The sequence below is a fragment of the Streptococcus sp. HMSC066F10 genome (assembly GCF_001813805.1).
GTDB lineage: Bacteria > Bacillota > Bacilli > Lactobacillales > Streptococcaceae > Streptococcus > Streptococcus vaginalis.
Genome location: NZ_KV813959.1, coordinates 1 through 22,093 on the forward strand (window position 1 = coordinate 1; position 22,093 = coordinate 22,093).

25 protein-coding genes and 2 pseudogenes are annotated in these 22,093 nt (G+C 38.7%); 3 read left to right on the forward strand and 24 right to left on the reverse strand.

Going from position 1 to position 22,093, the window contains the following annotated elements; all coding sequences use genetic code 11:
• Positions 1-145: 145 nt before the first annotated feature.
• The 12 genes and pseudogenes from HMPREF2933_RS01810 to HMPREF2933_RS01855 form a co-directional block, all read right to left on the reverse strand.
• Positions 146-811 (reverse strand): RpiB/LacA/LacB family sugar-phosphate isomerase, encoded by a 666-nt coding sequence (locus tag HMPREF2933_RS01810; protein ID WP_024052008.1) that lies wholly within the window; start codon positions 809-811, stop codon positions 146-148.
• Positions 808-1,269 (reverse strand): GNAT family N-acetyltransferase, encoded by a 462-nt coding sequence (locus tag HMPREF2933_RS01815; RefSeq protein ID WP_024052009.1) that lies wholly within the window; start codon positions 1,267-1,269, stop codon positions 808-810. The genes HMPREF2933_RS01810 and HMPREF2933_RS01815 overlap by 4 nt, the downstream gene beginning before the upstream one ends.
• A gap of 12 nt (positions 1,270-1,281) precedes the next feature.
• Positions 1,282-1,602, reverse strand: a pseudogene (locus HMPREF2933_RS01820) (GNAT family N-acetyltransferase); the annotation flags it as partial.
• A 32-nt stretch (positions 1,603-1,634) separates the two neighbouring features.
• A complete protein-coding gene (locus HMPREF2933_RS10280; RefSeq protein ID WP_024052011.1) occupies positions 1,635-2,045 on the reverse strand; it encodes a S41 family peptidase in 411 nt (136 codons plus the stop codon).
• Positions 2,038-2,583 carry a S41 family peptidase gene (locus HMPREF2933_RS10285; RefSeq protein WP_024052012.1) on the reverse strand — a complete coding sequence of 182 codons (546 nt, stop codon included), beginning with the start codon at positions 2,581-2,583 and terminating at the stop codon, positions 2,038-2,040. Before HMPREF2933_RS10285 ends, HMPREF2933_RS10280 begins: the two co-directional genes overlap by 8 nt.
• Before the next feature lie 269 nt (positions 2,584-2,852).
• Positions 2,853-4,241 (reverse strand): APC family permease, encoded by a 1,389-nt coding sequence (locus tag HMPREF2933_RS01830; protein ID WP_024052013.1) that lies wholly within the window; start codon positions 4,239-4,241, stop codon positions 2,853-2,855.
• 146 nt (positions 4,242-4,387) lie between these two features.
• Positions 4,388-6,376, reverse strand: coding sequence for an ABC transporter permease (locus HMPREF2933_RS01835; RefSeq protein ID WP_070672407.1), 1,989 nt, complete (start codon positions 6,374-6,376; stop codon positions 4,388-4,390).
• Positions 6,369-7,136, reverse strand: a complete 768-nt coding sequence (locus HMPREF2933_RS01840) for an ABC transporter ATP-binding protein (protein WP_070241572.1) — start codon at positions 7,134-7,136, stop codon at positions 6,369-6,371. The genes HMPREF2933_RS01835 and HMPREF2933_RS01840 overlap by 8 nt, the downstream gene beginning before the upstream one ends.
• Before the next feature lie 14 nt (positions 7,137-7,150).
• Positions 7,151-7,279, reverse strand: coding sequence for a hypothetical protein (locus HMPREF2933_RS10290; protein ID WP_024052016.1), 129 nt, complete (start codon positions 7,277-7,279; stop codon positions 7,151-7,153).
• Between the two features lie 61 nt (positions 7,280-7,340).
• The gene (locus tag HMPREF2933_RS01845) at positions 7,341-8,099 is read right to left on the reverse strand and encodes a TraX family protein (RefSeq protein WP_070672473.1); all 759 of its coding nucleotides are present in this window, start codon (positions 8,097-8,099) and stop codon (positions 7,341-7,343) included.
• A 122-nt stretch (positions 8,100-8,221) separates the two neighbouring features.
• Positions 8,222-9,202: a sensor histidine kinase gene (locus HMPREF2933_RS01850; RefSeq protein WP_024052018.1), complete on the reverse strand. Its 981-nt coding sequence runs from the start codon at positions 9,200-9,202 to the stop codon at positions 8,222-8,224.
• Entirely contained in the window at positions 9,186-9,872 is a 687-nt protein-coding gene (locus HMPREF2933_RS01855) for a response regulator transcription factor (RefSeq protein ID WP_003073462.1), read from the reverse strand. The genes HMPREF2933_RS01850 and HMPREF2933_RS01855 overlap by 17 nt, the downstream gene beginning before the upstream one ends.
• A 93-nt stretch (positions 9,873-9,965) precedes the next feature.
• Between HMPREF2933_RS01855 and HMPREF2933_RS01860 the strand changes: the two genes are divergently transcribed.
• Positions 9,966-11,147, forward strand: a complete 1,182-nt coding sequence (locus HMPREF2933_RS01860; protein WP_024052020.1) for a DUF2974 domain-containing protein — start codon at positions 9,966-9,968, stop codon at positions 11,145-11,147.
• A 435-nt stretch (positions 11,148-11,582) separates the two neighbouring features.
• Here the strand turns inward: HMPREF2933_RS01860 and metG are convergent, their stop codons facing one another.
• Complete coding sequence (metG, locus tag HMPREF2933_RS01865; protein ID WP_024052021.1) at positions 11,583-13,580, reverse strand: methionine--tRNA ligase; 1,998 nt, start codon at positions 13,578-13,580, stop codon at positions 11,583-11,585.
• Positions 13,581-13,829: 249 nt separating this feature from the next.
• On the opposite strand from metG, the gene HMPREF2933_RS01870 reads away from it, so the two are divergent.
• The gene (locus HMPREF2933_RS01870; RefSeq protein ID WP_024052022.1) at positions 13,830-14,075 is read left to right on the forward strand and encodes a SemiSWEET family transporter; all 246 of its coding nucleotides are present in this window, start codon (positions 13,830-13,832) and stop codon (positions 14,073-14,075) included.
• Between the two features lie 362 nt (positions 14,076-14,437).
• On the opposite strand, the gene HMPREF2933_RS01875 is transcribed toward HMPREF2933_RS01870, so the two are convergent.
• The 6 genes and pseudogenes from HMPREF2933_RS01875 to HMPREF2933_RS01905 all read right to left on the reverse strand — a co-directional run bounded on the left by HMPREF2933_RS01875 (position 14,438) and on the right by HMPREF2933_RS01905 (position 18,095).
• A complete protein-coding gene (locus HMPREF2933_RS01875) occupies positions 14,438-15,070 on the reverse strand; it encodes a DUF421 domain-containing protein (RefSeq protein WP_003034245.1) in 633 nt (210 codons plus the stop codon).
• Positions 15,067-15,523: pseudogene (locus HMPREF2933_RS01880) on the reverse strand (DUF3290 family protein). Before HMPREF2933_RS01880 ends, HMPREF2933_RS01875 begins: the two are co-directional and overlap by 4 nt.
• A gap of 179 nt (positions 15,524-15,702) precedes the next feature.
• Positions 15,703-16,338 (reverse strand): SdpI family protein, encoded by a 636-nt coding sequence (locus HMPREF2933_RS01885; protein WP_070584042.1) that lies wholly within the window; start codon positions 16,336-16,338, stop codon positions 15,703-15,705.
• Positions 16,328-16,606: an autorepressor SdpR family transcription factor gene (locus HMPREF2933_RS01890; RefSeq protein WP_024052025.1), complete on the reverse strand. Its 279-nt coding sequence runs from the start codon at positions 16,604-16,606 to the stop codon at positions 16,328-16,330. The genes HMPREF2933_RS01885 and HMPREF2933_RS01890 overlap by 11 nt, the downstream gene beginning before the upstream one ends.
• Complete coding sequence (locus HMPREF2933_RS01895) at positions 16,593-17,492, reverse strand: CPBP family intramembrane glutamic endopeptidase (protein ID WP_070584040.1); 900 nt, start codon at positions 17,490-17,492, stop codon at positions 16,593-16,595. Before HMPREF2933_RS01895 ends, HMPREF2933_RS01890 begins: the two co-directional genes overlap by 14 nt.
• A 369-nt stretch (positions 17,493-17,861) precedes the next feature.
• A complete protein-coding gene (locus tag HMPREF2933_RS01905; RefSeq protein ID WP_024052027.1) occupies positions 17,862-18,095 on the reverse strand; it encodes a hypothetical protein in 234 nt (77 codons plus the stop codon).
• A gap of 115 nt (positions 18,096-18,210) precedes the next feature.
• Between HMPREF2933_RS01905 and HMPREF2933_RS01910 the strand changes: the two genes are divergently transcribed.
• A complete protein-coding gene (locus HMPREF2933_RS01910; protein WP_024052028.1) occupies positions 18,211-19,038 on the forward strand; it encodes an exodeoxyribonuclease III in 828 nt (275 codons plus the stop codon).
• Between the two features lie 24 nt (positions 19,039-19,062).
• On the opposite strand, the gene nth is transcribed toward HMPREF2933_RS01910, so the two are convergent.
• From nth to yabA, 5 genes are all read right to left on the reverse strand, one after another.
• Positions 19,063-19,686 carry an endonuclease III gene (nth, locus tag HMPREF2933_RS01915; RefSeq protein WP_024052029.1) on the reverse strand — a complete coding sequence of 208 codons (624 nt, stop codon included), beginning with the start codon at positions 19,684-19,686 and terminating at the stop codon, positions 19,063-19,065.
• A gap of 323 nt (positions 19,687-20,009) precedes the next feature.
• Positions 20,010-20,363: an arsenate reductase family protein gene (locus HMPREF2933_RS01920; RefSeq protein ID WP_024052030.1), complete on the reverse strand. Its 354-nt coding sequence runs from the start codon at positions 20,361-20,363 to the stop codon at positions 20,010-20,012.
• Between the two features lie 19 nt (positions 20,364-20,382).
• Positions 20,383-20,889: a methylated-DNA--[protein]-cysteine S-methyltransferase gene (locus HMPREF2933_RS01925; protein WP_070584038.1), complete on the reverse strand. Its 507-nt coding sequence runs from the start codon at positions 20,887-20,889 to the stop codon at positions 20,383-20,385.
• A 2-nt stretch (positions 20,890-20,891) separates the two neighbouring features.
• Positions 20,892-21,758: a 16S rRNA (cytidine(1402)-2'-O)-methyltransferase gene (gene rsmI / locus HMPREF2933_RS01930; RefSeq protein ID WP_070584036.1), complete on the reverse strand. Its 867-nt coding sequence runs from the start codon at positions 21,756-21,758 to the stop codon at positions 20,892-20,894.
• Between the two features lie 2 nt (positions 21,759-21,760).
• A complete protein-coding gene (gene yabA / locus HMPREF2933_RS01935; protein ID WP_003025601.1) occupies positions 21,761-22,078 on the reverse strand; it encodes a DNA replication initiation control protein YabA in 318 nt (105 codons plus the stop codon).
• Positions 22,079-22,093: the final 15 nt, after the last annotated feature.

A 22,093-nucleotide genomic window follows, 5' to 3' on the forward strand; every position in this document is an offset into this window, starting at 1 on the left:
ACAGCTTGATAACTGTTTAAGCACCCTTGCAGGGGTGGGACTACGAACTAAAAATTTTCTATTTTTAGTTCTGTCCCACTCCCTTTTTTTCTCAAATAACGATAACTGCAACAGAAGTCAATCTCATACTTTCCCTATTTGATTGTCAAACTTTATTCCACTTTCTATCTGCGTCCATTTTATCTGCTTTCGCTTTCAGCAATCGGATGAACTCTTTATTACTTCCCTTATTTATAATGGCATTCATCACTATCTTTCTTTGCAACAGCTTGTTGAGATTATCTTTTGGAATTTGGTCTAATAATTCTTCCCAACTGCGTTTCGTTAAACGGTTCAAATTCTTTAGGGCACTTGCTTCCAACCTTTTTATTTCCGCTTCATGTTCAGGATAACCCATACCAAACTCACCATCAAATAGTTTATCTAATGTATATTGCAGGTTCAATTCGCCTTGCCAACCAAAATTTAAGTCGAGTGGCAGGGAAGCAACATTTCCTCCATTGATGCGTCCAAAGAGGAACGCGTCTTGAGGATTTTCTATATAACCACACAAAAGATCCGGTAAACTATTACAGGCAAGCATCATACCTTGACCTGAGGAACATCCTGTTACGACAAAATCGACTGCTCCGCTTTCCATTAAGAAACTGATCAAGATCGCTATTTCAACATAAGAATACTGCTCGTTCTCCTCCTCAAAAATACCAAAATTCAGCACTTCGTCAGACGATTGGACTGCTTTTTTTACAGATTCAAATAGCAGCAAATTCATATTTCTTCGAGTGGTTCCTTGGATAACCGCAACTCTCATTTCAACTCCTTTTCCATTTTGATAAAAAGGTAACTATCGCCATTGCTTTCCTGAGGCTGCCGTCCGATTACGTTGAAACCACAATTGAGATAAAGCCTTTGAGCTCTTTGATTAAAATCTGCAACTGAGAGAGTCAGGATTTGCACTGAAATGTTTTCCTCGATAAACCGTAAAATCGTTTGTAAAAACTCTTTGCCTTGACCTTTGCCACAATACTCTGGCTTCATGCCTAAACCTAGCTCCTGCTTGGCCTTGTCAACTGGAAAAAGGCAAAAAAAGCCATATAATTCATCATTTTTGAGAACCTGATAATAGTGATCACCACGCGCTTCAGGAGATAAAATTTCTTCATAATCCTCAGAATCTGCTTGCATATCATAAAAAGCATAGATGCCTTCGTAATGCCAATGATTCGCAATTTCTTCTGCATTGCTTTGACTTAATGGTTCAATTTTCATAGATTTCCTTTCTTAAAATTCCCAATAAAAACGTTTCTGATCAGCTTTTTCCTCACAGCCCAGTTTTCGATAAAATTCATGGGCTTCAGTTCGAGAAATGCCAGAGTTTATGCGAATACCTGCATAGCCTGCAGCTGAACCCTCTTCACGCACGACTCGCATAAGCGATCTGCCATGTCCCTGTCCTTGAAAGTCTGGAGCAACAGCCAAAGCCAACAGATTGAGCAAAGATGAAAAGTAAAGGCAGTCATAACGACAAGCGTGGGCATAACCGACAAGTTGACCTGCTGCATTTTCTGCCACCAAGATAAAATGATCTGACCTATCCAATATAACAAAAAACAGCGGTAATCGCTGTTTAGAGATTATTTCGATATTTGCTCTAGTAACCAAGTTCTAGCATCATTCAATGGTGTGGTTGCAGCAATATCTGGCTCGATTGGAGTATTTTCATAACGATTACCCTTTCGGTCAATAATCCGAGAAACCGTCAGCTGAATTGTTGCCCCGTCATAAAGAGAATAAACCATATTTCCTGTTGTATAGCCAGCTGTTGGCTTGCCAAAAATTTTAACGTTTGGTAAGCCTTTGAAAGCTAATGTCGTCATTTCACCAGAGCTAGCTGTATTACCATTAACTAGAATTGCTATAGGAATTGTTTTGGAACTGCTATTTGAATTTTCTTCTGTCTGCTTGCTTGCCAATATTTGTGATAAAGTAGTACCTATTTTTTGACCATTTGCATATTCAAATTGAAAGAGAGTATCATTAGGCAAAATAAGCAGCTAATCCACCAATCATAGGATACATATTGCCACCGCTATTATTCTCCAAATCCACAATTACTCCCTTGTAAGTTTCCTTAGTTAGTGCCCGATTTAGGATCGTTTGATAAGCCTTAGCTTCTTTCTCGTTTCCCATAAAAGGAGGTAATTTCAAGTAAAGAATGCCATTCTCATTTTTTACAACAGGAAGCTGACTTTCTTCCTTTTGTGAAGTTTTAAATTCCTTCGGTGTATAAAAATAAGAATGTTTTCCTCCCGATAGTTTTGTCATTTTCTTTAGAATTGGATAGGTATCTGCATAAGTTTTGGCAGATTTGACTTCTTTTAATGTTTTTTCCTTTTCTTGTGACCAATTTTCATCAATATAAAGAGCAGAATTCATCTTATTTAGAGCAGATTTTGCGTATTGCTCAGGACTAGGTGGTAAAAGATAGATATCATCATTAGGACCGAAATATAACACTGCTCCCAATGCCGCTAAAAGCAATACTCCTAGCACACCTAGACAACCAATACATCCCTTTTTCATTTTTTCCTCCATCACTTACTTTATTATCACTATTATATGGAAAAATGAGAGTGGGACAGAAATCAATAATTCGAAGAATTTGATTTCGTCGTCCCACCTCCGCACAGTTGGTTAGGATAGCCGTTATCACCGGTATAACAAGAGATAAGGATATCCAACCAACCACTGCGTCTTACAACCCAAACTATAAAATGCATGAAGCTGGGGCTTTTCCCTAACCTCATCTTACAATTTACAATTATTTCTTACATTTTTGTAAGATAAACTCATCAATTGATTTCCGAATGTTGGTAGCCATAGATAAAATAAATAATTGTTCCGACTAGTAAGGCAAGGCCGAATGCTAGCCAAGTATCAGAGCCATATTGGGTCATGAAAGACAGGCAAATAATAATGGATAAGATTGGCGTCAGAGGTACCAGAGGAGTTTTAAACTCCCCTGCTTGAGGAAGTCCTTTATCCTTGCGCAACTTCAAAATAGCCACTGCTAACAAAATCAGATAAGCCAAGGTGCAGATATTTAGAAAAGATGCGATACTGGCTAACGGGAAAATACCAGCACATACTGCCGCAGCTATCCCTACCAAAATCGTAGCATTTTTCGGTACCCGACTAGTGGCAGTTAATTTTCTGAAAGACTTTGGCAACAAACCGTCACGCGCAATGCTGTAAATCATACGCGACAGAGCATAAGTCATGGAAATGCAAACGGTAATCAAAGTTAAAATCGCTACCACTGACACATAATTAGCCGCCCAGCCAAGCCCAGCACTGCGAAGCGCAAAAGCGACAGCATCTGCTACATCTAGCTTGCTATAGTGAACAATCCCTGTCAAAACTAGTGTCACCAATATATAAAGCACCGTTACAATAGACAAAGACAGCACAATCCCTCGTGGAACATTCTTTTGTGGCTCCTTAATCTCGTCCACTGCCATAGAAATAGACTCGAAACCTAGAAAAGCAAAGAACATCAGAGAAGCACCAGCCATAATTCCAACATTACCACCATATAATTTTCCAAAGCCAAATGGGGCAAAATGAGACCAATTTTCAGGTTTAATAAAGAAAATCCCTACAAAGATAAAAAGGGCAAGCGCCGAAAACTTCAAGACAACCAAAGCAGAATTAAATCGCAGAGCTGCTTTAGAATTTAATAAAACCACACCTGTTACAAATACCAAAACAAGAATCGGCAGTAAGTCTACATAGGTTCCCACTTGCGGATTAAAGGTTCCATTAAGCGCTCTTGGCATACTCAAACCAAATCCATTCAGCAAGCCTTTCAAATAGGAAGCCCAACCAGAGGCAACACTAGATACCGCCGTCATAAATTCCATAATGGTCAGCCAACCTGCTATCCAAGCTGGAAATTCTCCAAAAACAGCATAGAGATAGCTATAAGCACCTCCATTTGCAGGAATTCTTGACGCAAATTCTGCATAAAAGAAAGCAGAAATACTCACGCAAAGAGCAGAAATAATAATCGAAATCACCAAAGCTGGACCAGCTAGAGTTGCAGCCGCTGTTCCAGTAATAGTGAAAATACCCGTTCCCACCATAGCGCCAATTCCTAACAAAATCAAATCAAGCAACCGTAAATGACGACGCATGCCAGTCCGATCTCTACTGACATCTTTTTTACGAAAAATATTCATCCTAAACTCCAATTTATTAGATTGAATTATTCTACCATAAAAGCAATCAAAAAGGAATCAAACGTCCCTCTTTTTTGTTAAATAAATTGAAAAAGGAGCAAGAATAGCCCTACTCCTTTTCACTATTATCCGTACCTATCGCTAACTCACATCGACACAATTCTACGATAACTGCGTGATGTGATGAAAAAGACAAGTACATAGACGATAAAGAAAACAGCACAAACGCCAAGCGTAACTTCCAACATCAATGTAGCATTTACGACACCCAGCACTTTCAACATGAGACTCAGCATACGATAAGCAAATGCCAGATGCACAAAAGCGAAAGCAAGCGGTAAGAAGAACACAGTCAAAATTTGTTTGCGAATGGCGCGCTTGGTCTGCTTTTCATCTAATCCTACCTTTTGTAAAATTACAAAGCGATCGCGGTCTTCATACCCTTCTGAAATCTGTTTGTAGTAGATTACCAAAACCGTTCCCAGCATAAAGACAATTGAAAGGAAAATACCAATAAATAAAACGCCACCTAACATACTCATAATTTCCTGCACACCTTGGATTCTTGTATAACCATACACACCGGCATTATCGGGGAGCGTCGTATTGAACTGTTTCAGCTTCTTCTGGTAAGCTGTATCCAAATCGCCCTTTTTCTTATTAGAAGCCCTGATATTCAAACCGCCATATAATTCTGTATTAATCGTGTAATGTTGCTTTTGTGAATCCACCAATTTTTGTGGGTCATTGACCACCATAAAAAGTGACTGCGGCACAATGATATTATACTGATCTACGACATTTCCAAGAACAAAGTCCTCTGTTAAAAGTTCTTTCACTGTCAATTCTTGTCCAATCAGTTTAAGAGGTTGATCTTGTTTAATAGACATTCCTTTTGCAAAGATTGCTGTCTCATTATCTTTTAAATTCAATATTTTGCCCGTCATTTTCCGATAATCATCAGCTGAAAACAGCAGAATATAAGCCTGTGGAGAAACTCGTGTTTCACCTTTTGGATAAATATCAAGCTGATTGCCCTTTTGATTTTTAATTCCCATCGAATAATATTGATAAGCATTTTTCTTAGTGACTGTTAAATGATTCTCTTTTGCAAATTCTGTCAATGCCTGATCCAATTGAGCAGCTGACACTCCCTTCCCCTTTATCGTATAATCTTGGGGATACATCACGCTTTTAAGATAACCAGCACCTGCATAAATATTGACACCTCCAGCCAAGGTGACCAAAACCATCGTTGAAAGAATCGCAATCGTTGCCAATCCCACTGCATTTTTCTTCATCCGAAAAATCAAATTGGACACAGAAATCATATTATTAGGTTGATAATAATACCGTTTATTTTTCTGAAGCAACCGTAAAAATACCGTAACTCCTGCATTGAACAGCAGATAAGTCCCTAAAATAACAAAGAGAACAGCTATAAAAAATATACCAATTGCTGTCAATGGATTTTTGACACTCAGAGCTAGGTAATAAGCATAGCCTAAAGAAATCGATCCAATAATCGTTTGAATCAGAAGAAATCGTCCTTTTCTTTCACCACTATTCTTTTCCTTGGCCAATTGCAAAGCATTAAAACGTAGAATCCTGAAACCGTTGACAAGCACCAAGCCCGCAAAAATAACGCCATAGATGACAACAACTGAAATAAGAACTAACCATTGAAACGTGGATACTAGGACAACTTTTAACCCCATTAATTTCAGTAAAAAAGCATAAATCAGTTTATCAAATACAATACCAAATCCAAGACCAATCGTGACAGTCGTCGCTCCTAAAATCAATAACTCAATGAACACCATGGTAAAGAGATGACGTTTATTAAGCCCTAGCATTCCATAAAGACCTAGCTCTTTCGAACGGTTTTTCATGACGAAACTATTAGCATAAAAAACGATAATCGCTGCAGCAATCGTCACAATAATCACTCCAAGAGCCAAGACAAATGAAATAGAACTTGCCCCCTGCATTTTTTGTAAATGAGGATTAAACGTTAAAGAATTAAAAATATATGAAATAGCGACGACTAAACAAGTTGCCAACGTAAATGGATAGTATAATCTACGATTTTTCACTAGGTTAGAAACCGCTAATTTTCCCGCTAATCTAAGCACCTTGATTCACCTCGCTTGCCATAACCCTTAAGGTATCAGAAATCTCTTGGAACATCTGGCGCTTGGTCTTATCTCCTCGGAAGATTTGATTGTACAAAATTCCGTCCTTGATGAACAGTACGCGCTTAGCACGGCTTGCCGCAGAAGTCGAGTGCGTTACCATAAGAATCGTCTGTCCGCGGTCATTGATGTCATCAAATACATCTAAAAGCGCCGCAGAAGACTTAGAATCGAGCGCCCCTGTTGGCTCGTCTGCCAGCAGAATTTCTGGATTGGTGATAATAGCACGCGCTACTGCCACCCGCTGCTTTTGACCACCGGAAATTTCATAGGGGAATTTTTCCTGCAATTGGTTAATCCCCAGTTCATTACAAGTAGTAACCAACTTTTGCATCATTTCTGTAATCGGACGGCGCGACAAGACGAGCGGCAAGAGGATATTGTCCTTGACCGAGAGCGTGTCTAACAGGTTGAAATCTTGAAAAACGAAACCTAATTTTTCCCGACGGAAGCTCGAAGCTTGACTGTTTTTAATCGTCGCTGTATCCGTGCCATTAAGAAAGACGCGTCCTTCGGTTGGCTTGTCTAGCATGGCAAGAATATTGAGCAGAGTGGATTTCCCAGAACCCGACTCGCCCATGATAGCGACATAATCACCTTCATCTACTGTAAAATGAATGTCTTTCAATGCTTCTACTTGATTGCCTTGAAAGCGAGTTTTGTAAATTTTCTTCACGTGTTGTACGTCTAATAGTGTCATCATTTTCTCCTTTTTTAAAATCTAAAATATAACTGTTGCGCTGATTGACTCACTTCATAGCCAAATTGCGCTTTTCCAATATCTTTTACGTTTGTCTGAAGCAATTGACTGTCTTGTTTCAATAAAATTTTACCATATTTCATCTTGTTCTCCTTTTTTGATACTACTTTGCAGCGAATTGCTCGCTGCAAGACTATGATTTACTCATTTTTGAACGAGGTAAGCAATGCAAGTAATCAACCATAAGTGAGCTGGATAAAAGATATAAAAGAAATACTTGCTCCACTTAGTCACAGAACCGCGTTCGCCATTATAGAGTGAAATGAAAGGCAGTACTGTGATAAAAAGCCAATCGGAATTATAAAACATCATTAACAGCGTATCGCTCCATGTCGGGTAAATCTGAATACTCATACAAAATAGGACAACCGCTAAAATACCATACAGAAGATTGCGGAGATTTCTCTTTTCTCTACAAGTATAGGTGATCAACATAAATGGAATAATGACCATGCCGCCTTCTGTCACAAAACTAGCAAGCAAGCAAACAACAAGTCCTAAGATAAAGCGGATGGGCTGCCGTTTAATGTTAATTGGGTCGTCATTGGGCGAAATTCCAAAAAAGAGAATTAGCGCAAGTACACCGCAAGCTAACGTTAGGAAAATATTATTATATATCTGAACTCCTTTAGAGTGAAACAGCAAATTGAGAATAGTATTTCCAACAAACATGATCATTGCCCAGAAAAAGAGACGCAGATTGTAAAGCAAGCGACTCCGTGTGTATCGAAACCCTTCTACTGCTGCGAAAGCGAACCAAACAGCTACACAACGTGTCAAAGCATGAAAAATTCCCTCCCATTCACCAGACAGTAAGCCTGGTATTTTCCCAAGATGATCAAAAACCATTAATAAAGCCATGAAGAGCTTCAGCTGAAAAGCATTCAATCCTTTTGTTTTTATGACTACCTCCTTTATCAAACATTGTTTATTTTCTAATCTTATGATACAAAAAAAGAAAGGCTGCTACCATAACATAACCTTTCATTTTTAGATATCAACCTTACACTTTTGTAAGATTGCATTCATTCAAATAACAATTTCTTCTCTTTGAACGTAATCATCACAGTTGTCCCTTCGCCGACCACAGAATGCAAATGTAATTCATGGCCCAATTTATCCGCAATTTTCTTAGATAAATAGAGCCCTAATCCTGAAGATTGATGCGTCAAACGTCCATTATAACCAGAAAAACCTCGCTCAAATACACGGAGAAGATCGGAATTTTGAATCCCCAAACCAGTATCTTTCATATGCAAGGTATCTTCCTGAAAGAAAATTTCAATGCTACCTTGCTTCGTATATTTGAGACTATTAGAAAGCACTTGCTCTAAAATGACAAGAAACCACTTTTTATCTGTAATAACGGTGTGATTTAAATCATGCAAATTCAAACTAAGACCTTGCTGAATAAAGAAAAGCGTATATTTTTTGACGACTTCTTTAACTAAATCCTCTATATTTTCTTTCTCTACGACCAAGTCATCATGGAAGCTTTCTAACCGCAAATACTGCAAGACTAAGTTCGTATAAGAGTCAATCTTAAACAACTCCTGCTCCAATTGATTTTTGAACGTCTGCTCTTGTAAATCCTGCACCAAGAGCTTGCTCGCAGCAATCGGTGTCTTAATCTGATGCACCCAAAGTGTATAATAATCCAGTAAATCACTCTGCTTTTCTTGATGCTGTATTTTTAGCTCTTTTTTATCTTTTTCTAAAGTTCTAATTCTGGAGGTGAGCAATGCTTCTAAAGGAGTGTACGCATCGCTTTCACCATATAAGACAGCATGACGAAAATTTTGATATTGTTTCACAAAGTCTAAGATGAGTCCTATTAAGCTCGTCAAAAGCAAGAGTATTATAACATATTGCAAAACGGTGCGTTCATCTTCAAAAAGATAAGAAAAAATAAACAACAAACTATAAAAAATAAATAACAATGAACATAAAAGTTTTCGAGAACGCAGATAATATTTGAAAAATAGATGCTTATTCTGATGTTCCATTAATTAACCTGTACCCTATACCTTTCTTTGTTTCAATGAAATTCTTGAGACCGACTTCTTCTAATTTCTTGCGCAGCCGTGCAACATTCACAGATAAGGTATTATCATCAATAAAGAAATCACTATTCCAAAGTTCTTTCATGAGATCATCACGCGAAACAATACTGCCAGAATGCTCAAATAGCACACGCAGAATTTGAAATTCATTTTTCGTTAACGTAATCACTTCTCCATCATACATCATATCCATGGACTTGAGATTGAGAATAACCCCATGGTATTCCAACAAACTTTGATCTGTCCCAAATTCATACGAACGACGCAAGAGTCCTTGAACCTTAGCCAACAAGACATTATTGTCAAATGGCTTCGTCACAAAATCATCTCCGCCCATGTTAATCGCCATGACAATATCCATCGCCTGATCACGTGAAGATAAAAACATAATAGGCACTTTAGAAATCTTGCGAATTTCTTGGCACCAATGATAACCATTAAACAACGGTAGACCAATATCCATCAGGACTAGATGCGGTTCTTCCTTGACAAAAATCGTCAGCACCTGCATAAAATCCTCTACAGCAATCACCTCAAATCCCCATTGTTCCAGCATTTTTTTGACTTGTTGACGAATGACGGCATCGTCTTCCACTAATAATATCTTGTGCATCCTATCCCTCATTTCCGCTTTCTTTCTCTATTATAACAAAGACTTGCGAAAATATGCTATACTAACAATAGATTTTCAGAAAAGAGAACCTTTATGGGAAATATTTTTAACTATTTAGAAGATGTACAATACGACAGTATCTACGATCAGCCCTTTACAGAGCTAGATATTCTGCTTTTGACCGAGATCACGTATCTAAACTATGACACAATCGTAACGGACGATTTTGACCTGCAAAAAGCCAGCCGTTTAACTGATGTGCCACAATACATGCCCCAAGAAAATTCCATGATGAATACCAAACACCGCTTGGCACTTTTGGACCAAGCCGCTAAGGTGAAACGCTATAAGAACATCAAACTCTTGGGTTATGTGAATGATATTGATCTTGATGTGCAAAAACAATTTGCTGCTATGACTTATAAGATTGATTTGGATACCTTTGTCATTGCTTTTCGCGGAACAGATGATTCCATTATCGGCTGGAAGGAAGATTTCCATATGACTTATATGGAACATGTCCCTGCCCAGCAAACTGCTGTACGCTACGTTCAAAAGGTCATGCAGGCTTTTCCAACAGCGACCTTTATCTTGACAGGACATTCCAAAGGTGGCAATCTAGCGACTTACGCTGGCAGCCAAGTGGAGCCTGCCTTGCAAGCAAGAATTTCTCAAATCTATAGTTTTGACGCTCCGGGATTGAATCACACAGTGATTGAAACAGACGGCTATCAGGAAATGGCTTCAAAAATCAAGCGCTACATTCCGCAGGGCTCTATTGTCGGGATGATGCTGGAAACACCTAAGCAAGCGCACATTGTAAAGAGTGTAGCTATTGGTGGTATTGCCCAGCATGATACCTTCTCTTGGCAAATTGAAAATGAGCACTTTGTCTTACTTGACACGCTCAACCCAGACAGCATTCAGACAGACAAAACTCTCAAAGAATGGGTGGAGACGGTTCCCGATGATGAACTTAAAGATTTCTTTGATGTCTTTTTCGGCCTCATTTTAGACGCTCAAATTACGTCCATTGATGAATTTTTCCAACCCAACAGTATCAAGAAATTGCTGACTATCGTCCAAAATGCCCAAGCCCTTACCGAGCAAGAAAAAGAAATGCTCAGCCGCCTAACACGCCTGCTCATCTCTATCCGTTACCAAGCTTGGATTGACGACTTTAAAACACCTAATCCAGCTGTTTTTATGATCGATATACGAGAAAGCTGGACTAGTCTGGCGGAGAGGTTTTCGTTTTTAAATAAAGATGAATAGTGCATCATTATGTTTTATACTACAAAAGGGAGTCCTGTCTCACTCCTTTTTTTAACTACTACTCAAATAGGTCGTCCGAGCCTCGGACAGAGTGAACCATTTTTCAGGCAGGTTGTCCGACCCTCGGATGAAGTAAATCTATTTTCGTGAAGGTCGTCCGAGCCTCAGACGGAGCAAACTTCTTCTCAGGCAGGCTATCCGAGCCTCAGACGAAGTGAACCACTTTTCAGGCAGACTGTCCGACTCTAGGACGACGTGAACTACTTTTTAGGAAAATTATCCGGCCCTCAGACGTGGGGAAACAATTCTTAGATAAGCCGTTGATGTAGGTATAGACTACCAATTTCTTTTATTCCATTGACCGTAACGATAAACAAAGCGAGGCTGAGACATTATTGTCCCAGCCTCCTTTTTAATTCTAATCTTCCTGTGGGCTCACCCAATCAAGCTACCATTTGGTACATTTTGATTTACTGTGAGCAGAGTTAGTTGATTACCATATTCTGCTGAGAGGATCATGCCTTGGCTGATACGTCCCATCATCTTGCGTGGTTTGAGGTTCGCTACGATTTGGACTTTCTTGCCAACCAATTCTTGCTCGTTTGGATAGTATTTAGCAATCCCAGACAGAATTTGACGATCTTCGCCGTCTCCCGCATCCAAGCGGAATTGAAGCAATTTATCAGAACCTTCAACTTTAGAAACTTCTTTAACCTCTGCGACACGGATTTCTACTTTGTCAAAATCGTCAAACTTGATTTCCTTGCGGTTGAGTTTGAGTTCTACTTCTTCTGGCTCCCATTCCTTTTCAATGGCTGGCTTATTGGCTTCCATTTGCTCCTTGATGTAGGCAATCTCTGCGTCCATGTCTAGGCGTGGGAAGATTGGTGTTCCTTTTTTAACCACAGTTAAGCCTGCTGACAATCCTGCCAAGTTAAGATTTTCCAGCGAAGTTGCCTCTGGCAAACCAAGCTGACTCAAGATAGCGTCACTTGTTGTCATCATAAATGGCTTGATCAAATGTGCCACCACACGTAAACTAGCTACCAAATGTGCCATAACCGCTGCTAAATCATCACGTTTAGCTTCATCCTTCGCCAATATCCACGGAGCTGTCTCATCAATGTATTTATTGGTACGAGAAATAATATTCCAAACCGCTTCAAGGGCGCGTGGATAATCCACAGCATCCATCTGTTTGTGGTATTGTGCCAAACTATCAGCAACTACTGCTGCCAAATCAGCATCGAAGTCCGTCACATTTTCCACATAAACTGGAACTTCACCTTCAAAATACTTGTTAATCATAGCAACCGTGCGGTTGAGGAGGTTACCAAGGTCGTTAGCTAGTTCATAGTTGATACGACCAACATAATCTTCTGGCGTAAAAGTGCCATCAGAACCGACTGGAAGACTACGCATGAGATAATAGCGAAGCGGATCAAGTCCAAAACGCTCTACCAGCATTTCTGGATAAACGACATTTCCTTTAGACTTAGACATCTTGCCGTCCTTCATAACAAACCAACCGTGGGCAATCAGGCGCTCTGGTAATTTCAAGTCTAACATCATGAGCATAATTGGCCAATAAATGGAGTGGAAGCGCAGAATGTCTTTCCCAACCATATGAAAGACTGTACCGTTATTCCAGAATTTTTCAAAGTTGGCATCCGCATCCTGACCATAGCCCAGAGCTGTTACATAATTTAGCAGAGCATCAATCCAGACATACACAACGTGTTTTGGATTGGACGGTACAGGCACTCCCCAAGTGAAGGAAGTCCGTGATACTGCCAAGTCTTCCAATCCTGGCTCGATAAAGTTTTTGATAATTTCATTCATGCGACCATCAGGCTGAATAAAGTCTGGATGTGCATGGAAAAATTCTACCAAACGGTCAGCGTACTTACCCAAACGCAAGAAGTAAGATTCTTCTGACACCCATTCAACTTCGTGACCTGATGGGGCAATTCCTCCGATAACCTTGCCAGTTTCATCACGGAAAACTTCTTCTAACTGACTTTCAGTGAAAAATTCTTCATCAGAAACAGAGTACCAGCCTGAATATTCACCCAAGTAAATATCATCTTGAGCTAAGAGACGTTCAAAAACATCTGCTACTACTTTTTCATGATAATTATCGGTTGTGCGGATAAACTTATCATAAGAAATATCCAGCAGTTGCCAAAGTTCTTTTACTCCTTTCGCCATCCCGTCCACATATTTCTGAGGAGTAACACCCGCTTCTTCTGCTTTCTGTTGAATCTTTTGACCGTGCTCATCAAGCCCTGTCAAATAAAAAACATCATAACCCATAAGACGCTTGTAACGAGCAAGGACATCGCAGGCAATGGTCGTGTAAGCAGAGCCAATGTGGAGCTTGCCGCTTGGATAATAGATTGGTGTTGTAATATAAAAATTCTTTTCAGTCATAGTTTTTCCTTTCAAGGCAAATGAAACCTTTTTTAGTAACACTTTATTATAACATATTACACAGCTTTTTAAATGAAAAATAGAGTTGACTTACGTTGTACTCATAATCATTAGTATATTATTCTTGCTTAAATCTTATTCTTAGTATAAAATAATAGTATTGAATGAGGCTTGTTTTATATGAACTTAGTATGTTATAAATGAGTTTTCGTTCTCTACACTACGTTTTATGAGGAGTTATGGAAACGAATGAAAATGATAGGTTGGGTGGCGACATTCATGTCTGTTATGATGTATGTATCTTATATCCCACAAATTATGGACAATTTAGCTGGACATAAGGGAAACTTTATCCAACCTTTGGTAGTTGCAATCAACTGTAGCCTTTGGGTTTATTATGGTTTGTTTAAAAAAGAACGCGATTTACCACTTGCTACTGCAAATGCTCCAGGTATTGTATTTGGATTTATTACTGTACTAACAGCAATGTTCTAACCCTGATTGAATTCTCTTACTGTCCTATCTGACAGTAAGGATTTTTGTTGACAGTTCTTACAAGAATAGAATTACAAACAAAAATTCTGGTTTACTCAAAAACAAAAGCTCTATCTGGATGGACTAGTCAGATAGAGCTTTATTTTTTATATTTGTGCCGTTTTAGAAAAAGATTTTTTAATATTCCTTTGCTATCTTTAATGCTATCTGTTTTTAAACTATAATTTCAACAGCAGCTTCATTTTTCACCTTTTTATCTCAAATAAGCTTCGCAGCACCTTTATCCTAATTTCTCTGCAAGATTCCTAGCAAGATCTCCTTTTCTCTTTTTCGCTTTTATCTATTCAAAAAGGAAAATACTCTTAATACGTCACAACGCTCAAGTTACCACTTTCATATTCTGCGATGAAGATATTAGAAATATCAGTATAGCCTTCCTTAGCAAGCCTCTCGATTAACCATTCTTCTGTTTTGTCAATAGAATCTAAAATATCAATCTGGACAACACCGTCTGTGATAATGGGGTATTTCGGATTTTCCTCACCTGCCTGTACGACAATAAGCTGACCGTTTTGTTCCATGACTGCTCGTTTAACTTGCTTTAGTTGAAAAATTCCTTGGCTACGCAACTTCAGAGCCACATCAGCCGCTGAAAGGCCAACGGAGCGGCAGGCTTCAGGGCTTAACTTCCCGTGCTGAATCAGGGTAGTCGGTTTACCATCAATCAAATGCTTGACTGTCCGAATATTGTTATTGAGCCATTTTAGAGTCAAGACCAAAATCGTCCACATAATGAGGATGATCGCATACTGGAGAATGTTAATAGAACTATTGTAAATCACCCCACCAATAATACCACCTAGAACATAATTTTGAATCTGGTCGATTGCGGAATTAGGTGCCAGATTTCCTTTTCCTGTCACATTGATAACAAACACGAGTGAAAACAGCCCCAACGCTAGTTTAATCAGGATTTCAAGAAAATTCAATGTCATTTTTTAACCTCCACTAATTTGATATCCATTGTCTTATGTAATTTAATTTTTTTCCAGTAAATACTTATCTGGCTCACTGCCACTCATAGCTCGATAAAAATCTTCTCCAACTTTTAAAATCGCTCCATCCGTCGCAGCTGAAGTGTTGACATAAACCTCTGACTTATCTACTCCCAAATCTTTTGAAATAACTTCAATAAAATGAAGAGAAGTTTGGAACTGGTTATTAGAGGCTTGATTGGTCTGAAAAGTACTAATCCCAATCAGAACGATAGCAATCAAAGACAAAATGGAGATAATCGCCAATTCACGAAATTTCGAATCGCGCTTATTTCGATAAGCCTTAAAAGCAAAAAAACCTGTCACAAGTAACAACAAAATAGAAAGTCCAATCGTCACCCAGTTTTGCTGGTTGATTTGACTCAAAACATAATCATAAGAATAAAATTTCATTTTTTCTCCCTCTATTTTCTCGGTCTATTATAGAAAATTTTTCAATATTTCTAGAAATCGTATTTTAACAAGATAATAGGAGCGAGACAAAAATCAGCAACTCAAAGAGTTCAATTTTGTCGTCCCGCTCCCACAACGATAATTAGACTAAAAAAGTTTCAAGCTAAACAGCAAATGAATCAATGTATCCTTTTAGATAACCAGTAAGAATAAATCATTGGCACTACAATCATAATGATTAGAGTAAAAACAAGCACGAACGTAACTGCAATCTGAACGAAACCATTAAAGAAAATGATAATACCACCAATTACCCAAATTTTACCAGCCAGACGATGTGTCTTTATCCAATTATCATCATTATCCAAAGTCCATGGTAAACGTATACCAACCGTATAATTGCGACGAGTTTTTGGCATGTAATTCCCAATAGCAATAAATAGAACTCCTAAAAACATACCATTCATCAGAGCATGATTAACTGCATAACCCAAGGCTTGCGCATAAATAGCTGTCATGACTAAACAAGATGTCAAAGGAATAATCCAATAAACCAGATGCCACATTTTCAAGCTAATATTCTTAGATTTAGGATCCTTGCTAGTCACAAATAAACAAAACCAATGTAGAAGCAGCAGAAAACTAGGAATACCAAAAACAGTAAACCCTCGACTACTGAATCCATTTACTTGATTCGAAAAATCAAAATGCGTTGCGACTGTTTGGGGCAACTGTTGCCAGAAAAAGCAGCCTATCAACATAGGCACCAAAATACTAGCACTTGTTAGTATCAATAGTTTTTTATCAATCTTCATTAGTCTTATCTCCTTTCAATTCAGCTAACCAAACTACAATTTCTTCCAAGACTGAAGTATTGAGTTCATAATAGATATAATTTTTCTGGCGCGTCTCCAAAATCAAATCTGCTTTTTTTAAAATATTAAGATGGTGCGAAATGGTAGCTCCCGTCAGCTCAAAATGTTCCGCTATTTCCCCAGCAGACAGACTGCCCATTTTTAACAAATCTAAAATCGCTCTTCTCACAGGATGAGATAAGGCCTTAAAGGTATTAGCGAAACTCATGAGTTTCCCTCTTTTCTTTTTGTAAAATGGCTAGCGCTAAACACAAGAAAGGTAAAACTGCCAGAAGTCCTGTGGGTGTCGGACCTAGAATACGCAAGGCTAATGCTTTTTCTGTTGGCAATTGAAATAAAAGACCCACGCCAACAATGGCATTAACAGCACCGTGCAAGAGTGCTGGAGCCCAGATAGAATTCGTCTTTTCCATCACCCAACTTAATAAAACGCCTAAACTAAAACAAAAAACAAACATTGCAAGCACTCCCAGCCAAGGATATGCAAAATAAGTTAGTCCATAATTATATCCCTGCAAATTAATCGGCAGATGCCAAATACTCCAGATAAGTCCAACTAATAAGTGTGCTTGAACTATTGAAAAACGCTTGCGTAGTGCTGGATAAAGATAACCACGCCACCCAATTTCCTCACCAATAGCAAACAGACTATTAAGAAAAGGCGCATACGTCAAAGCTGAAAATAGTTGTGCAAAAATAACGATCTGTATGGGAAGATTTATTTGAGGACTACCTGTTCTTCCCAGCATTTCTCGCAACATCTCAAAACCAAGACTAAACTGTTTGCTAAAGACGATGTAATACAGTCCTGCTCCTAAAAAACTCAATACCGCAGGCAACCAAAGCACTAATAAATAATAGCGCCAACATCCTTTGAGATTTGTTGAAAATTGAGCCTGTAATTTCATGTTTGCTGATCTCATTTTCTTTAAGATAAAAAAAGCAAAAGCTGGCATCCACATGGCAAGAATAGTTCCAGCCTGAGCGATAGGCTCGCCAAGCTTGACATTAGCTAACCATAGCCCAATCCAAATCAACCAAGCTAAGCTATAAGATAAAAAAATAAAAGTAAGCATATCCGTTTTCTTCGACATTTAAGTTACACTTTCTATTTAGATAATCTTCTAAATAGAATTATACTCTTTCTTTTAAAAAACACAAGACCTATTTAGACTTTTTTCTAAATAGTTTTAAAAAAGAAAGAGGGCAGGACAAAATCAATAACTTAAAGAGTTGGATTTTGTCATTCCGCTCCGCAGCAGCAATGATTAGCTCCAGTAGTCCGAGGAGCTGTTGAAGGCTACAAATACAGCTAACGAGAGCAGCGTCAATAAACTTGATTAAAACTTTGTTATTGCTTTCTACGAAAGATCTATTTATCACCTGCCCTATTTTTTGAGTAAACCACACTAAACTGCGTTTTACAAACAATATTATTATAAAAACATTTTCCCAAATCTCTTTTACAAAATCAAAGATACTATCAAAACAAGAAGAACAGTAAGAATAGAAAGTGTCACAGCCAGACTTACCCAAAAACCAGCTGTGTTCCTTGGATTGTTCCCAATTCCCACACCGATTTCTTTAGGTATCCAAAATGGTTCAGTAGAAGATTGCTTTCCCTTCAAACGAAGTAACCTAATCAGGTACCAAATAAAGAATATGAATAAAACAATATGTAACAATAGTCCTCCCATTATATCTCCTTTCACCAGTATTATACACTTTACTCTCCTTTTTACAACCTCAAACTCGCCGAGTCAGTCATTTTTTGATACAATAGAAAAAAATGAATCTAGAAAAGGTATCTATATGAAACTCATTTCTTGGAATATTGACTCTCTCAATGCAGCTTTGACCAGTGACTCCGCACGCGCGCAATTGTCACAAGCTGTTTTACAGACTTTAGTAGGATTAGACGCTGATATTATCGCCATTCAAGAGACTAAATTATCTGCTAACGGACCAACTAAAAAACATCTAAAAGTTTTGGATGAATTATTCCCACATTATGAAACTACATGGCGCTCTTCTATAGAACCTGCACGTAAAGGTTATGCAGGAACTATGTTTTTATACAAAGAGAATCTATCTCCAAAAATAACCTTCCCAGAAATCGGTGCACCTTCTACTATGGATGCCGAAGGGCGTATTATTACCCTTGAGTTTGAAAAATTCTTTGTCACACAAGTCTACACTCCCAATGCAGGTGATGGTTTAAAACGTTTAGAAGAACGACAAATCTGGGACAAAAAATATGCTGACTATCTAACAGCTTTAGACATAGAAAAACCTGTCCTTGCGACAGGGGACTACAATGTAGCCCACAATGAGATTGACCTCGCTCATCCTTCTAGCAACCGTCGCTCACCTGGATTTACAGATGAAGAACGATCCGGATTTACCAATCTGTTAAATCGTGGTTTTACGGATACTTTCCGTTACATTCACGGCGATATTCCAAATGTTTATAGCTGGTGGGCACAACGCAGCAAGACCAGCAAAATCAATAACAGTGGCTGGAGAATTGATTACTGGCTGACTAGCAATCGAATTGCAGATAAAGTAACCAAGTCAGAAATGATTGACTCAGGTACAAGGCAAGACCACACACCAATTGTATTGGAAATTGAGTTATAAAAAAAGAGGTTTCTCCTCTTTTTTTCAATCAAAATGATACAGTTGTGGATACTGGTCACATTCAGGATTTCTTGGGTGGCAAATTTCACGACCAAAGCAAATCATAGCTTGGTGAGCTGGAAGCCATTCATTTTTGGGCAGAACTTCCATCACACGTTGTTCGACTTCTAAAGGACTAGCGGACTTTTTAACAATATCATGGTGTTTGCAAATCCGCTCCACATGGGTATCCACCGCAAAAGCTGGAATACCAAAGCCAACACTCATGACCACATTGGCTGTTTTGCGTCCCACACCCGCAAGACTTTCCAATTCTTTTCGTGTATGTGGGACTTGACCGCCAAAGTCATCTAGCAACTGCTGAGCACATTTTTTCAAAAACTTAGCCTTATTGCGATAAAGCCCCAGACGAGCAATATAGCTGGCAATTTCGCTTTCTGAAGCCGCTGCCATTTCCTGTGGAGTTGGATAGGCTTTAAAAAGGGCTGGTGTGACTGTGTTGACTGCTGCATCGGTCGTTTGAGCTGACAGCATGACTGCGACTAACAATTCAAAATGATTGGTAAAATTCAAGCTAGGTTTTGCATCTGGAAATAGGGCGATGATTTCCTCAATTACCTTTCGCGCACGTTTTTTTGATAAAACCATTTTTTCTCTTTTCGTTTTTTACTAATATTCAATGAAAATCAAACAGTCTCACAGACTGTTTAGCAACCTTGCAAGGTGAGACTATACAAAATATCTGACGGAATATGTTGTATCGGATGATTAAATCAAAAGAGCGACGATTAACATTTTCAAATTTTAGTTCTATCTCACTCCCAAGATAACAAGGTTTGAAGAAATTTTCTCAGTATATAAAAACATTATAACACGAACAGCAATGATACCAAAATAGAGAGCTTAAAAAGAAGTGAGACGACAAAATGGATTTCTTTAAAATCGCAATTGTTGCCTCACTTCTTTTTTATTTACAAATCTAATATTGCATATTCTATGCGGTAGCCTATTTGCAGGATTTTTCCGTCTTTTTCTAAGATTGGTCGTTTGATGAGCATGCCATCGGTTGCTAAAAGCTCTGCGGCTTCTTCGTCGGACAATCCTGATAGTTTATCTTTCAAACCTAGCTCACGATATTTGAGCCCGCTAGTGTTGAAGAAAGATTTGATGTTTAAATCAGAATTTTCCATCCAAGTTAAAATTTCCTCTTTACTCGGTGTTTCCTTGACAATATCTACTGCTTCAAAGTCCAAACCCAACTGGCTTAATTCAGCCTTGGCTTTGCGACAGGTCGAACATTTTGGATATTCAATAAATCGTAACATATCATTTTCTCCATTTGTATCATTTATCTAAAGCTTTCTCGCTAAGCTCTACGCCTTCATGCTTCAGCAACCACATTTTCTTGTCTAATCCCCCAGCATAACCGGTTAATTGCCCTTGACTTCCCAGAACTCGATGACAGGGAACGATGATAGAAAAGGGATTTCTGCCCACAGCGCCACCAACAGCCTGCGCCGAGTGAATATCTAACTCCTTTGCTATCTGACCATACGTGACCGTTCTCCCATAAGGAATAGTTTGCAAATAAGCCCAGACCCGTTGTTGAAAATCCGTCCCAACAGGAGCCAAAACAAGACTCGAAAAGTCTGGATACTTTCCGCTAAAATAATCATCTAGCAAAAGACGAGTTCTTTTCAGAATATCATTTTCTACTGGCATCGTAGCTTTCTCTAAACCACGCTCAAAATATTTCTGCTTGAAAAACCAAGCTCCAACAAGCCCTGTCACATCAGCAACCAAAGACATTTCTCCTAAAGGGGAAATATAAATTTGTTTATAAAAAGTCATTTTTACTCACTGACTTGCTCATGATAACGAGCATATAATTCACTCTTATTCCAGCCGTATTTTTTCGCTACTTCTTTGATAGCTTGATTTTTCTTTGCTCCTGCTGCTACTAGAAGATCAACCTCTGCCAACAAATCCGCTTCTGACTGTTCAATCTCTTCTTCCTTAAAACCTTCTACGATTAACAAACATTCACCTTTTAGTGGATTTTCCGTAATAAAGCCAATCACTTCCGAAATCAAGCCGCGCTGGTATTCTTCATAAATCTTAGTTAATTCCCGTACTAGTACTACAGAACGATCCCCATAGATACTGAGCATATTTTCTAAAGTGGCTTTGACCCGATGAGGAGATTCGTAAAAAATCTGTGTCTCTAGATAGGCTTTTTTATTAGAAAAAAACTCTTTTTGCTGACCAGACTTGCGTGGCAAAAATCCATAAAAAATATGAGGTTGTGGAGCTAAGCCACTAGCTATCAAAGCTGAAATGCCTGCGCTGGGACCAGGCACAGTCACTACTGCGATTTCCTCAGCAATAGCAGCTTTAACTAAATCATGCCCCGGATCCGAAATACTAGGCAAGCCGGCATCCGAAACCTGAGCAATATTCTGCCCGCTTTTCAGCAAACGAATCAAATCAGGGATTTTTTCTTTGGCATTATGCTCGTGAAAGCTAATCTGCTTCTTAGTAATACCAAAATGCTTGAGCAACAAACCAGTATTTCTGGTATCTTCTGCTGCAATGAAATCGACTTCTTTCAGAGTATTCACCATACGGATGCTCATATCGTCCATATTCCCAATCGGAGTAGCCACCAGATAGAGCTTCCCATAAGGAGACTGACCTTTAAAACTTTTTTGAATCTGCATGCTTACTCCCTAAACAGCAACTCGTCACAAAACATGCATTCTGCATCATTTTCACGGCGTTGACCATAAAAATCCGTACAGACATGAAAACCGTCTTCGTATAATTTACGCAGATTATCGCGATTTCTTTTTGTTTTTGGTGTTGTTGTATGCTCCACTTGGCCCAATCGCTCTCGTAATTTATCATTTTCCAAACGAAGCGCTACGTTTTCTTCTACTACGCCTTTCAGATTTTTCTTAATTGCCTCTACTTCTGCCAAAGTCACAAGCAGATTTTGAGAAAATTCATCAAGAGCATCAAATAATTCTTTTTTATTCATCCTCACTACCATTTT

Bases quoted from the DNA above. Each gene is read 5' to 3' on its own strand.
- HMPREF2933_RS01830 (WP_024052013.1), bottom strand. From the start codon at position 4,241: ATGAATATTTTTCGTAAAAAAGATGTCAGTAGAGATCGGACTGGCATG.
- HMPREF2933_RS01895 (WP_070584040.1), bottom strand. From the start codon at position 17,492: ATGTCGAAGAAAACGGATATGCTTACTTTTATTTTTTTATCTTATAGC.
- HMPREF2933_RS01910 (WP_024052028.1), top strand. From the start codon at position 18,211: ATGAAACTCATTTCTTGGAATATTGACTCTCTCAATGCAGCTTTGACC.
- HMPREF2933_RS01850 (WP_024052018.1), bottom strand. From the start codon at position 9,202: ATGGAACATCAGAATAAGCATCTATTTTTCAAATATTATCTGCGTTCT.
- HMPREF2933_RS01855 (WP_003073462.1), bottom strand. From the start codon at position 9,872: ATGCACAAGATATTATTAGTGGAAGACGATGCCGTCATTCGTCAACAA.
- metG (WP_024052021.1), bottom strand. From the start codon at position 13,580: ATGACTGAAAAGAATTTTTATATTACAACACCAATCTATTATCCAAGC.
- HMPREF2933_RS01890 (WP_024052025.1), bottom strand. From the start codon at position 16,606: ATGAGTTTCGCTAATACCTTTAAGGCCTTATCTCATCCTGTGAGAAGA.
- HMPREF2933_RS10290 (WP_024052016.1), bottom strand. From the start codon at position 7,279: ATGAAATATGGTAAAATTTTATTGAAACAAGACAGTCAATTGCTTCAG.
- rsmI (WP_070584036.1), bottom strand. From the start codon at position 21,758: ATGCAGATTCAAAAAAGTTTTAAAGGTCAGTCTCCTTATGGGAAGCTC.
- HMPREF2933_RS01885 (WP_070584042.1), bottom strand. From the start codon at position 16,338: ATGAAGATTGATAAAAAACTATTGATACTAACAAGTGCTAGTATTTTG.
- yabA (WP_003025601.1), bottom strand. From the start codon at position 22,078: ATGAATAAAAAAGAATTATTTGATGCTCTTGATGAATTTTCTCAAAAT.
- HMPREF2933_RS01870 (WP_024052022.1), top strand. From the start codon at position 13,830: ATGAAAATGATAGGTTGGGTGGCGACATTCATGTCTGTTATGATGTAT.
- nth (WP_024052029.1), bottom strand. From the start codon at position 19,686: ATGGTTTTATCAAAAAAACGTGCGCGAAAGGTAATTGAGGAAATCATC.
- HMPREF2933_RS01905 (WP_024052027.1), bottom strand. From the start codon at position 18,095: ATGGGAGGACTATTGTTACATATTGTTTTATTCATATTCTTTATTTGG.
- HMPREF2933_RS01860 (WP_024052020.1), top strand. From the start codon at position 9,966: ATGGGAAATATTTTTAACTATTTAGAAGATGTACAATACGACAGTATC.
- HMPREF2933_RS01925 (WP_070584038.1), bottom strand. From the start codon at position 20,889: ATGACTTTTTATAAACAAATTTATATTTCCCCTTTAGGAGAAATGTCT.
- HMPREF2933_RS10285 (WP_024052012.1), bottom strand. From the start codon at position 2,583: ATGAAAAAGGGATGTATTGGTTGTCTAGGTGTGCTAGGAGTATTGCTT.
- HMPREF2933_RS01815 (WP_024052009.1), bottom strand. From the start codon at position 1,269: ATGAAAATTGAACCATTAAGTCAAAGCAATGCAGAAGAAATTGCGAAT.
- HMPREF2933_RS01875 (WP_003034245.1), bottom strand. From the start codon at position 15,070: ATGACATTGAATTTTCTTGAAATCCTGATTAAACTAGCGTTGGGGCTG.
- HMPREF2933_RS01840 (WP_070241572.1), bottom strand. From the start codon at position 7,136: ATGACACTATTAGACGTACAACACGTGAAGAAAATTTACAAAACTCGC.
- HMPREF2933_RS01810 (WP_024052008.1), bottom strand. From the start codon at position 811: ATGAGAGTTGCGGTTATCCAAGGAACCACTCGAAGAAATATGAATTTG.
- HMPREF2933_RS01920 (WP_024052030.1), bottom strand. From the start codon at position 20,363: ATGTTACGATTTATTGAATATCCAAAATGTTCGACCTGTCGCAAAGCC.